Annotated in this window: 8 protein-coding genes; 5 read left to right on the top strand and 3 right to left on the bottom strand. The window is 41.2% G+C overall.

Annotated features, from left to right (window positions below):
• Together ACEYW6_RS02365 and ACEYW6_RS02360 are read left to right on the top strand one after the other, a co-directional pair.
• Positions 1-2,721 (top strand): response regulator (locus tag ACEYW6_RS02365; RefSeq protein WP_412978470.1); only part of this gene is annotated, 2,721 nt, incomplete at its 5' end.
• A gap of 1,073 nt (positions 2,722-3,794) precedes the next feature.
• Entirely contained in the window at positions 3,795-4,139 is a 345-nt protein-coding gene (locus ACEYW6_RS02360) for a DUF1815 family protein (RefSeq protein ID WP_118162512.1), read from the top strand.
• A gap of 425 nt (positions 4,140-4,564) precedes the next feature.
• Here ACEYW6_RS02360 and ACEYW6_RS02355 read toward each other — a convergent pair whose 3' ends face one another.
• Positions 4,565-6,634, bottom strand: coding sequence for a CHAT domain-containing protein (locus ACEYW6_RS02355; protein WP_412978469.1), 2,070 nt, complete (start codon positions 6,632-6,634; stop codon positions 4,565-4,567).
• Positions 6,635-6,750: 116 nt separating this feature from the next.
• On the opposite strand from ACEYW6_RS02355, the gene ACEYW6_RS02350 reads away from it, so the two are divergent.
• On the top strand, positions 6,751-7,251 hold the full coding sequence (locus ACEYW6_RS02350) for an acyl-CoA thioesterase (RefSeq protein ID WP_196511309.1): 501 nt from the start codon (positions 6,751-6,753) through the stop codon (positions 7,249-7,251).
• 99 nt (positions 7,252-7,350) lie between these two features.
• Here ACEYW6_RS02350 and ACEYW6_RS02345 read toward each other — a convergent pair whose 3' ends face one another.
• Entirely contained in the window at positions 7,351-7,548 is a 198-nt protein-coding gene (locus ACEYW6_RS02345; protein WP_190891748.1) for a hypothetical protein, read from the bottom strand.
• Between the two features lie 340 nt (positions 7,549-7,888).
• Here ACEYW6_RS02345 and ACEYW6_RS02340 point away from each other — a divergent pair, with 340 nt between their 5' ends.
• On the top strand, positions 7,889-8,302 hold the full coding sequence (locus ACEYW6_RS02340) for a hypothetical protein (protein ID WP_412978468.1): 414 nt from the start codon (positions 7,889-7,891) through the stop codon (positions 8,300-8,302).
• A 190-nt stretch (positions 8,303-8,492) separates the two neighbouring features.
• Here the strand turns inward: ACEYW6_RS02340 and dxr are convergent, their stop codons facing one another.
• Positions 8,493-9,689: a 1-deoxy-D-xylulose-5-phosphate reductoisomerase gene (dxr, locus tag ACEYW6_RS02335; RefSeq protein ID WP_412978467.1), complete on the bottom strand. Its 1,197-nt coding sequence runs from the start codon at positions 9,687-9,689 to the stop codon at positions 8,493-8,495.
• Positions 9,690-10,136: 447 nt separating this feature from the next.
• On the opposite strand from dxr, the gene ACEYW6_RS02330 reads away from it, so the two are divergent.
• Positions 10,137-11,444: a mannosyltransferase family protein gene (locus tag ACEYW6_RS02330; RefSeq protein ID WP_412978466.1), complete on the top strand. Its 1,308-nt coding sequence runs from the start codon at positions 10,137-10,139 to the stop codon at positions 11,442-11,444.
• Positions 11,445-11,446: the final 2 nt, after the last annotated feature.

The following is an 11,446-nucleotide window of genomic DNA, read 5'->3' as shown; positions in this document are numbered from 1 at the left end:
GACTCCACCTACATTCAGATGGAAACCACAGATAATACTGTGGATGAACTATCGGCTACAGAAAATTCTCTAGATATCAGTTTTGGTGAAACTTCCGATTCAGTCGATATCAGTCAAGAAGTGTTAGATACTGAGGGTAATAATTTAGAAACTACCTTTGAGTTTACAGAAAATACAGTTTTTGAAGGTACAGGACTGAGTTTTACAAATGATTTATTGTCTCCAAAAACTGATCTACCAGAAGCAGAAAACCAGGAAGAATTAGGAGAAAACGCAGCAGAAATTGACTCACATCCTGTGAATAACTTCACACAAACGGTTATTCAGGAAGCTGTAGAAACCGATTTATGGGATTTAGGAGAGACATCTGAAACTGTAGTAGTCTCAGAAAGCGAAAATGCTATTGTTGCCTCAACTGAAGAATTGGTAACGACAGAAACCGTTGAAGTAGTTGCTTCAGAAAATGAATTTGCAGACTTAGAAGCATTACTAGGAGAAGAAGTAGCACTTAACCCCAAAGCTACGTCAATACCAGAAGTAGATTTTGCAGCCCTAGAAGAATTGCTCGGTACAGATAACGACAGCGATGTCCACGACGGGCTACACCCACGCCAGCCCTTCAACACTCAACCAGTCTTGGCGAAAAATGTCATTCCATCACCAGGCATAGATGAATTTGGTGACTTGGAGAAGTTGCTGGCAGAAGCAGATCAAACAATATCTCATTCACCAGTAGCAAAATCGAATACCAGCAAAGCTCCCCGTCCCTCTACTCGTCGGGCTGCGAGATTTGAAGAAACGATGAAGGTTCCAGTTAAGCAACTGGATGATATGAGTAATTTAGTTGGTGAGTTGGTGGTAAATCGCAATACCTTAGAGCAGGATCATGAACGGCTGCGGCAGTCATTAGATAACTTACTAATTCAGGTACAACAACTCTCGGATGTGGGCGCAAGGATGCAAGAGTTGTACGAGCGATCGCTATTAGAAGCTTCTCTGTTAGCTGGACGCAAAAAGAAAGACTCCAGCTTCCAAGCGCCTGATTCTAATGCCGATAGGGGTTTTAGCGAGTTAGAAATGGATCGTTTTACTCCCTTCCATACACTCTCACAGCAGATGATTGAACGCATTGTGCGAGTCCGTGAGTCGGCAAGTGACATTGATTTCGTTACCGAAGAAACCGAGCGGGTAGCAAGGCAGTTCCGCCAAGTAACCACCCAGCTACAAGAGGGACTAACAAGAGCGCGAATGGTGCCTTTTGCCCAAACTATCGATCGCTGGCGGCGAGGAGTGCGCGACAACGCCATCAAGTGTGGCAAGCAAGTGGAGTTAGTGATCGAAGGTGGCGATACCTTAATTGACAAGATGATTTTGGATCATCTGACCGATCCGTTAACTCACATGCTGAATAATGCGATCGCTCACGGTATTGAAACGCCAGAAGAACGACAAGCTGCTGGTAAACCACCCGTGGGAATCATTACTATCCGTGCCTTCCACCAAGGTAACCAAACGATCATTTCTGTAGGCGATGATGGTGCTGGTATCGATTCAGCAAAGGTTAAAGCGAAGGCGGTGAAGATTGGCATGATTACGGAAGCGCAAGCAAAAGCCATGTCTCGTCTGGAAGTCTATGATCTGTTGTTCCAGTCTGGTTTTACGATTAAAGACCAGGCAGATGAAATTTCTGGTCGTGGTGTGGGTATGGACGTAGTGCGCTCCGAGATTAGCGAAATCCGTGGGACAGTGAACACCGATTCTGCGATCGGTAAGGGAACCACCTTCACCATCCGTCTGCCACTGACTCTGAGTATTTGTAAAGCTCTCTGCTGCGTCTCTGATCGATCTAGAATTGCTTTCCCGATGGACGGTGTAGAAGATACGCTGGATATACCAGTCAAAAATATTCAGCACGATGCCAATGGGCAATCATTTATTTCCTGGCGCGATACGGTGTTGCCATTCCGTCCTCTGAAGGAACTTTTAACCTTCAATCGCCAGATTAGTCGCGGTAATGTCTATGGCGGCACCAGAGATGATGATATGGTTTCTGTGGTCGTCGTGCGATCGGCAAATACCCTGATTGCTCTACAGATTGACCTAGTGTTAAGTGAACAAGAAATTGTAATTAAGCAATTTGAAGGCCCAGCACCTAAACCTATTGGTGTAGCTGGCGCTACAGTCCTTGGTGATGGTCGCATTATGCCTATTGCTGACGTGCTGGAAATAATTGACATCTTCCAGGGACGGATTTCTACACAAATTGGTGGCAATTCTTGGCAACAGAAAGGGATTCCTGTAGACACCTCTCCTACGAAGATTGACCCGACAGTGCTGATCGTCGATGACTCAATTACAGTCCGAGAATTGCTCTCCTTAACATTTAACAAGGCAGGTTATCGCGTAGAACAGGCACGTGACGGACAGGAAGCTTGGGATAAACTCCGCTCTGGTCTGCCTTGCGATATCGTATTTTGTGACATCGAAATGCCCCGCTGCGATGGTCTGGAATTACTCTCTCGCATTCAGAAAGACTCTAACCTCAACCACCTACCGATCGCTATGCTCACCTCTCGCGGTGCAGACAAGCACAGACAAATAGCAGCTCAACTCGGTGCTAGTGGCTACTTTACCAAGCCCTATCTCGAAGAAGCTCTACTTGAAGCTGCGGCGCGGATGTTGAAAGGGGAGAAACTTGTTAGCACTACAAGTAATGTTTAGTAATTGACACTCCCACCCCTTGAAAGGGTGGGATTCTTGGTTTACCGATGTGACTTGTCTCAACTAAATATTAATCAAGACTGCGGCTAAAGCGCTAACCTAAGCATATTGGAACCTGTATTAGTGTAATCAAGCCAGCAAAGGGATTTTGCCAGTTCTCTATGCATGATCGGCACAAAGCTGGGTAGTTCACTTTTTGCAGATATTAAGGGCAAATGCTTCAGCTAGTTCTTCGACAGGCTGCTAGTGATTAATAAAAAATAATTACTCAGCTTGAATAAATAATCGAAATATACTATACATACATTTTATTTATCAAAACCAAACTAAGATAAGGATCTTTCTCGATTTCTGTGCTTTACTTCAGTACAACTTTTTGAGGATAATCCCAAAATAGCTGAAAATATTGCCTAAATGGCAACATTGCACTGCTGAGTTTAGGTATTGTCAGTGTTGAGTTTATCCATTGTGGATTCTACACTCAGACTTGTCTATTAATTACGTAAAGTTTGTATAAAGGACTATAACTAACCTGCTTTTAATACTGGATCTCAAATTTGCACTGTCATCTGCTCAACTTTATATATACAGAAGGGGGGAATTTGGTATATTTAATCATTTTCCTATACCAAAATCTACGTTATAAAGAGAATAGATGAAACATCTAAGCAAGAGCTATTATAACGATGCAAAACTACGTTATAACCTGTTCTAACAGTCAATTTGGCTGCAAATCGCCAATAAAAGCGAAATATGTAACTTTTCTGTAGTTGACTAGTGCTAGATTTAAGTTACTCTTAAAGCGGAACGCTTCCTGTAAGAATCTACCCTGACAGAAGTGTATAAAGATATAGTTAAATTTAGCAATTCTGTCCGAGATTTTTTATTTGCAAACTGAATAGTTTGATACGGCGCTCAAAACCCTGATCTACTACCCTAAACAAGGTAGTCAATTAACGACTCAATATCATCTGTCTGGTAATTGTAATGAATAGCTTACAATACCAATGGATGAGAAAATCTAAAGAAAATATAAAAGAAACTCAAATGACTGTGGTGTCTGGAGGACAAAAGTGTTTCTGAGACTAGCACATCAACATCGACAATTCGTCCAAGACTTGGTAATGAACCTGCAAGCCTTGGCGGTTGTATTAGAGCGGCGCGGCTATCCTGCGTCCTGTTACACCTGTGGCGACCAAATGAATAGTGCATCGTTTATGGTTAGCTTAGGTGATAACCATCTGATTCGGTTTTTAGTGTCCGATTACGGGATTACTTGGACGGAAATGCGGGATGACCGCGAATTAATGAAGCTAGAAGGTGCGGAGGCAATTAGCCAATTAGACGAACTGGCTGATCTTGTCAAGCAATCTATGCAAACCGATACAGGCTCTAAAACTCTTGCCAAGAAGTATTAAGGTTCCAAAGGTCGATCGCAAATTAGAAATTGATTATCGGTAATTGGTAATGATGGCTTAGTTAGCGATCGCTCTTAACCTCTTCTCCATAAATATTAAGTGATTGGCTCGTGGCTGGCCCATCGCATATTTTTTGGTATCTGCTAAAACCTTGCGAACCAGATTTTGAACCTTTAGCCGGAAGGTTGATAAAACGCACTGCTAATCACAATTAAGATAATTAGTAATTACTAATTCATAATTCATATTAATTAAAAGACAAGTTAAAAAGCTGCAACTATCAAGCAAGAAACACTGTTTTGCTTTGGGTTTAAATCTATTTACATAACGCAATTATGAATTATGAATTATAAATTATGAATTTTTAATGAATTTTCTAGCTGACACATCAACCACAAACTTGAAAAAGACATTCTCTGGCAAAGCTAAAGTCCATTGCCAATCAAAATAAAGGGTGCCCAATAGTATGGGTGACTAAAGCTACTAACTGCTGCTACAGGTGCATTGTGACTTAGAGACTTCCTGTCTCCAGTAATTAATGAGACTTGGGCTTGTCGTAAAGCTTCAGTTTTAGTCAGCTTATCGGTAGATAAGATACCATAAAAAGCACTCATGAGTGCTTGTGTACCACCATCATCCACAGACCACAACGAGGCGATCGCAGCTCTTGCGCCGGTTTGTTGCATTTGATAGCCAAAGCCCAAAATTTCCTCACCGTTACCCAACTTGCCTCCCAAGCCGGTTTCACAGGCGCTCAACACTACCAAATCTACATTGGGGAGTGACCAAGTGGCGACATTTCTAAAGTTAACGCGATCGCCATTCCCAAATAAAATAAACGAATCTTCTGGTTTACCCACCACAAAGGCTGCATGAGTCGCTAAATGGACAATTGTATAGTCATCCATTTGGGGTACAGCGACTTTGGGACTAAAGGCATCGTCTAAAAGCTTCGTAGTTTCAGGAACCGCAGCTGCTAGACTTTCCACCTCCCGCGTTGCAAAGGGTAAGCCAGCGAAAGCAACTTGCCGATTACCAACTTTGATTTGATAATTACCTTTAGTAAAAGCGCCGGCTAACACCCGTAAAGTAGATTGTTGTGGGGTGTTTAAGTTAGTCAGGCTGGCAGATGTAATGTGATTGACACTAAAACGCTGCACTAGCCATTGTTTACCATCATATAAAGCAGTTAAAGGAATGTAGCGTAACTGGTCATCTGGAGCGTAAATCAGAGTTTGTGTACCTGATAGCTTCAGGTCTTTTTCTATTGGTTTAATTAGCCAGTCATACAATTGGCGTGCAGGTGCTTTGATATTTCGACTGGGATTGATTAAAGCTTGGCGGAAAGTACCAATTGTTTGATGAAGGTTTTCGCGTTTTACAGCAACGGTGCGATGAATTGGTGGAGATTCAGGAGTTACCAATACCAATTCCAAACTATCTTTTAAAATCAGTGGGTAGATTAGTGCCGATTTTTGAGGTAATCGCGCCAAATTATCCCGAAGTTCGTTGAGACTCTCCAATTCCAAATTTTGCCGCCTAGCTGTACGGCTAATTTGCTCTACCTGTGCTTTCACTGAAGGACTATTGATAAATTCGTTAAATTCATCCAAGAGTTGCTGTTGATTTAGGACTAATTGCTCGATGCGTTGTTTCTGTTGGAGCGATCGCTCTTTGGGGGAAATCTTCCGTAATGTCGTCAGTTCTTTACCCAGCACAACAGCATTATCCACACTTTGATCCAACTTTTGTTTAATTGGTTTTTCTGTTGCCGCTATATTAATACCTTTGGCAGTACGTTGATTACCTGACACATTCTGGAGATATTCCTCTAGTTCTTCAACTTTGAGTAAATCCATTGTCCTTTGTGCTTCAGCAACACGTTCCTGTTTGAGCAATCGTTCACCCAAAATGCGATAAGTCTGGCTAACAGTTATGCTGTAAGCATCTGGTTGTGGTGCACTCAGTGCTGACGGTTTCAAGCGAGCTTTCTCACGATTAATCAAGCAGTGCTTGTAAAAAAAAATTGCTAAGTCTGGTTTGTTTTGGATATCAAATAAGTAACCTATGTTACTGTAGGTTTTGCCAAGTTGAACGAGATCCCCAAGTTCTTTGTTAATTAATATTGCTTGCTGATAGGATTGAAGTGCTTCGGGATACTTTTTTTGACTTTGGTAGATTCTGCCAATATTATTGAATGTTACTGCTTCCCAAGAGCGCTCTCCAAGTTCTCTAGTTAGGGCTAATGCTTTCTGTAATCTCTGCAACGCTTCTTGCGATTGACCTTGACGAGATTCTTTGATAGCTTCTTCATTGAGCCTTGCAATTTCTGAAAGCTGATTATTGTTGGGTAAAGCTTGAGCTTTTTCTCCAGAGTTGTACCTCAAGCTTGCATTTCTGCTTACCTGGTTATTGTCTGGATACACCATCCCAAAACCTAGTAAACTAAGTAGAGTCAAAGTAACAACACTCACATACCGGAGATTAGGCTGCATAACAAAACACTCCCTATACTCGGAAGTGTAAATATTAAATCAAGAAGTCAGGCAACGCAATTAATTTTTATGCTATTCAATAATTTGGAAAATTTATAGGTGCTGAGAATTTGAACATGTCAGAAGAAAAACCCAGCCAACCAAAACTACCACCAACCAGCGCCCTTGACAATCCATCAAGTCATGAATTTGGGAATTGGTTTGAATATCCTGTCAGAGTGCAACCTCACCACACTGACTATGCAGGTATTGTCTGGCACGGTTCCTATCTAGCTTGGATGGAAGAAGCGCGGATTGAATGCTTGCGCTCTATAGGGATTGAATTTGCTGATTTAGTCGCTATTGGTTGCGATTTACCAGTTGTAGAACTGTCGGTGCGCTATCACCGTTCAATTCGATTGGGTATAGCAGTGGTGGTAAAAACACGCATGGCTGAGGTCACTGGCGTTCGAATCAATTGGGATTATGCCATTGTCTCAACTGATGGACAAGAATTATATGTCACTGCCAAGGTTGCTTTAGTAGCTTTAGATAGCGAAAGAGGCAAAATTATGCGTCAGTTACCGCCGAGTTTTAAGGATGCATTGGCTAAAATTTCAGCATTAAATAATAATTGAGCAACAAAGGTTACAGACACCATTTGCTTGAATGTTGAAAATTTTATCTGTTCCTTTTTCGTAATTCACCTTTTTTAATGAAGGTGAATTTTTAATTTTTTACTTGCCGTTTTGGAACTGTGATATAGTTTGCGTAAACTGCGTTATATGATGCCAAATATCTTGTGGGGTAATGCCAAAACCAATGTTTAATAAAATCAGGATTGCAGCAAGAGTTAATGCATTACTAACGGTTGCTTTCAACAACTTCCACAATATTATAAAGATAATCCAGGCTACAATCAACGTAGCAATCATAATGTAGAAATTCCTTAACAATAGCCCTTACCTGAAAAAGTGTTTATTCAGAAAGGGGAATTTTTTATCTGAAATAAAAATTACTAGTACTAAAGCTATTAGACCTAATTGGGAATAGATACTAAAGCTAAAATTTTTTAACTGTACCAATGCTATTTTACCTGAAAACGAGACAATGATTCAGATAAAAGGCAACTTATTTGGCAATTTGGCAGAATTATTAAAAAGATTTTTTATTGATATTTCTGTATAAATAATTACACTATAAAAAGTTTTATTTTTGGAAGGATACAGTAACGCTATTCGATTTATGACAATCAAAAGGCTCAGAGTAGAGTGTATGGTAACAAAAATTTATACCAAAGTTGGAAAGTTTTATAGCATGGCATATTTAGGGTTGGTTGCCCTAGGTTTTGCAGCTAATGCAATAATTTGGATTATGATAGCTCGAAATAATACTGCTGGGAATGAGATATCTTTTACAACAATATTTTTTCTGGCGATCGCTACTTTCGTGACAGTTGCCACAATAGTTGGAATATTTAAAGAAAAGGTGTGGGCAAAATGGATTACAATTGCGATCTTTAGTTGGTATATTTTTGGTATTACTCAGACAATCATCAGCGTATATTTATCAGGCTCATCTGTAATATCTAGAACGTCCTTTAAAGTAATACATTTAATCGCTTTAATTCTTCCAGTTTTAGGAATTGTTTTGTTATTACAAAAGCCAAAAACAAATGTCTCTAGTTAATCAATAGCTATCTCAGACAAAGAATCTAGCAAGGCAGAGTAGCAAAGTAGCGGATGGACGAAAATGCAGTTGTAGAGGTTACTTATCGCAACTTAATTTAACCGTTAGCCTTCAGCATTAAGCTGAAGGCTAAACAAGAATTGGTCAAGAGCCAGAAAATCTGCCTTTTAGGTATCTGAACTACAGGTTTTTACCGCAGAGAAATTATCCGCGATTGAGTTTCTAACTTTTCAGTCGCTATTAAAACTTCTTGTCTTGCCCATTTATCTGCTGTCAAAATGTCATCTAAAGAGGGATTAGCACGGTTATCATTTTGATGGCGATCGCACACCCATTCGATACACCGGGGAATATCTAAAAATCGAATTTTTTCTTCTAAAAATAAAGCTACAGCTTGCTCATTGGCAGCATTCAACACAGCTGGCATCGAACCACCAGCTTTACCCACAGCATAAGCTAACTTCATGCAAGGATACTTTTGGTGATCTGGTTCACGGAAGGTTAAATTTCCAGCTTTGACTAAATCTAGTCGTTCCCAGTTGGTGTAGATGCGATCGGGCCAAGATAGAGCATACAGTAAGGGTAAACGCATATCCGGCCAACCGAGTTGGGCTAAAACTGAAGTATCTTGCAGTTCAATCAGCGAGTGAATAATGCTCTGGGGATGAATAACAATTTCGATATTGTCATAATCTAACCCAAACAGAAAGTGAGCCTCAATTACTTCCAGTCCTTTATTCATCAAAGTAGCAGAGTCTACTGTGATTTTCCTCCCCATCGACCAATTAGGATGCTTAAGGGCATCAGCAACGGTTACATTTGCTAACTTTTCTACATCCCAGTCCCGGAAAGCCCCACCAGATGCTGTGAGCAAAATTTTTCGCAAGCCTGCCTTTGGTACACCTTGGAGGCATTGAAAAATTGCGGAATGTTCGGAATCTGCTGGGAGTAATTTTACACCGTGTTTTTCGACTAGGGGTAGAACCACAGGGGCCCCAGCAATCAGGGTTTCTTTGTTCGCTAAGGCAATATCTTTACCAGCTTCAATAGCTGCGATCGTTGGTAGTAAGCCAGCACAACCAACGATACCAGTGACAACAGTTTGGGCATCGCCGTAACGTGCGACTTCTATCACTCCGGCTTCGCCTGCCAGTAGAATCGGTTGGGGATCGAGATCAATGATTGCTTCTTTGAGCGCTGGTAATTTATCTTCTGAGCAAATGGCTGCTATTTCCGGCCGAAACTGCCGAATTTGAGCAGCCAACATCTCTACATTGCTCCCAGCTGCCAATCCCACAATCCGAAACTGATCTGGGTACTGAGTGACAATATCTAAAGTCTGAGTACCAATAGAACCAGTGGAACCAACAAGAGTAATCGCTTTCACAATTGCTTAAGGATTTACAGACAACTCCCACTATAAATTGCTGGGGACTCTTTAATAACAGCAATCCCTATAATCGATACACTGACAACGAGTAGAGACGCGGCGAGGGGGAGGTGCAAAGAAGGACTATTTACCCGTGTCCTCGTCACTACGCCCCAATCCGTTAATTTCAACTTGATAGACTGCTAGCCATAAAGTACTAAAGTTGCTCAATTTTCATATAACTAGACAAAAATTGTATTTATAAATACTATACTTTTAAAGATAAATTCCGAGAAAATTGGCAAAAGTAACCAAATAAGAAATAATTTCAATTAATTGCTAATTTGTCCAGTTTGTTAATTATGTTGGTGGAGGATTTAATATGCAAAACATTACTCATAAATTGCTGTGTTGCAGCCATAGGTAAAAGGATGCATAAAGGAGTTTGTTGAAGCACTCAACCTTATGGTCAAAGTTCAGATAGTTATAAAAAAAGTTTTATGGAAAAATTATTTCCTGTTTCCAGCAGCAATATGGTTTGCCAGCCGAATATTCATCTGGACAGCTATGTTGCTGGTTGCGCCAAAGCTACCGTTACCAGCAGAAAAATTATTGCCCCATTTTAGCTGGGGGGTTGTTGATGCATGGGATAGTATGCATTACCGAGCGATCGCTACTTCTGGCTATGAATTTGTAAATGATGGTAAGCAACATAATCTTGCTTTCTTTCCCCTTTTTCCCTTAACCATCTGGGTTTTGATGAAGTTGGGCTTACCGTTTGAATTAGCAGGTACGTTAGTCAACAACCTGGCATTTTTCGCAGCACTTTACTATTTATACTTTTGGGTCAAAGAGCATTATGGCATCAATGCAGCGCAGTGGGCGACTGCTGTGGTTTCTTTGTATCCATCTTCTATGTTTACGGGGGTAATTTACACAGAAGGGCTGTATTTATTTTTGAGTACGGCCGCTTTGCGGGCGTTTGATCAAAAGCAGTATGGTTGGACTGCGCTTTGGGGGGCGATGGCGACAGCAACACGTCCCACAGGTATGGCACTAATTCCAGCATTTGCGATCGCAGCTTGGAAAGAACGCCGACCACCCATTGCCTATATAGCTGGTTTGACTACCGCGATTGGCATACTTCTATTCAGTTTGTATTGTGCGATTTATTTTGGCAACCCTTTAGCATTTATCGAAGCACAACGAGGATGGCGGCCAACTCTGGGGTTTGATTGGCAGGGTTGGTTAAATATGCTTATGCAAATTGCAGTTGGCACAAAAAATTGGCAATATGGTTGGATTCAAAAACCATCTGGGGGCATTCAAGACCCCTGGTATCTCTTGTTGTTTGGCGTGATTGTTGCCAGTAGCTATCTTTTATGGCGTTTCCGTCAACATTTTCGTTCTGGGAAATTATTCTATAGCTTTTATGCTTTAGTCTTATTTTTGTTGATTCTGGCAAGTGAAGAGTGGATCAATAACTTGCTCAACTTGTTCATGGTCTTGGGTGGTGGCTATATGTTGTGGCGCTTACACACGCAACTGACCCCAGTTACAGTTATCTATGGCTTTTGTGGTATTGGTTTGCTGCTAGCCTCTGGGGGGACTATCTCCTTAAGCCGTCTCGCCTACGGTATTGTGCCTCTCAATATAGCCATTGGTGTGCTGCTATCTCGCCATCCTCGCCAGGGATATTTAATATTGGGCGTTTTTGTGACATTACTAGCCAAAATAGCTGTAGGATTTGCCCAAGAGCGCTGGGTTGGTTAGAA

It is taken from the genome of Nostoc sp. UIC 10607, assembly GCF_047228265.1.
Lineage (GTDB): Bacteria > Cyanobacteriota > Cyanobacteriia > Cyanobacteriales > Nostocaceae > Nostoc > Nostoc foliaceum_A.
Note: the sequence above shows the minus strand (reverse complement) of the source record. Positions and strands in the feature narration are given on the sequence as shown.

Coding starts and splice junctions, on each gene's coding strand:
- ACEYW6_RS02345 (WP_190891748.1), bottom strand. CDS start 7,548: ATGATTGCTACGTTGATTGTAGCCTGGATTATCTTTATAATATTGTGG.
- ACEYW6_RS02355 (WP_412978469.1), bottom strand. CDS start 6,634: ATGCAGCCTAATCTCCGGTATGTGAGTGTTGTTACTTTGACTCTACTT.
- ACEYW6_RS02330 (WP_412978466.1), top strand. CDS start 10,137: ATGGTCAAAGTTCAGATAGTTATAAAAAAAGTTTTATGGAAAAATTAT.
- ACEYW6_RS02340 (WP_412978468.1), top strand. CDS start 7,889: ATGGTAACAAAAATTTATACCAAAGTTGGAAAGTTTTATAGCATGGCA.
- ACEYW6_RS02350 (WP_196511309.1), top strand. CDS start 6,751: ATGTCAGAAGAAAAACCCAGCCAACCAAAACTACCACCAACCAGCGCC.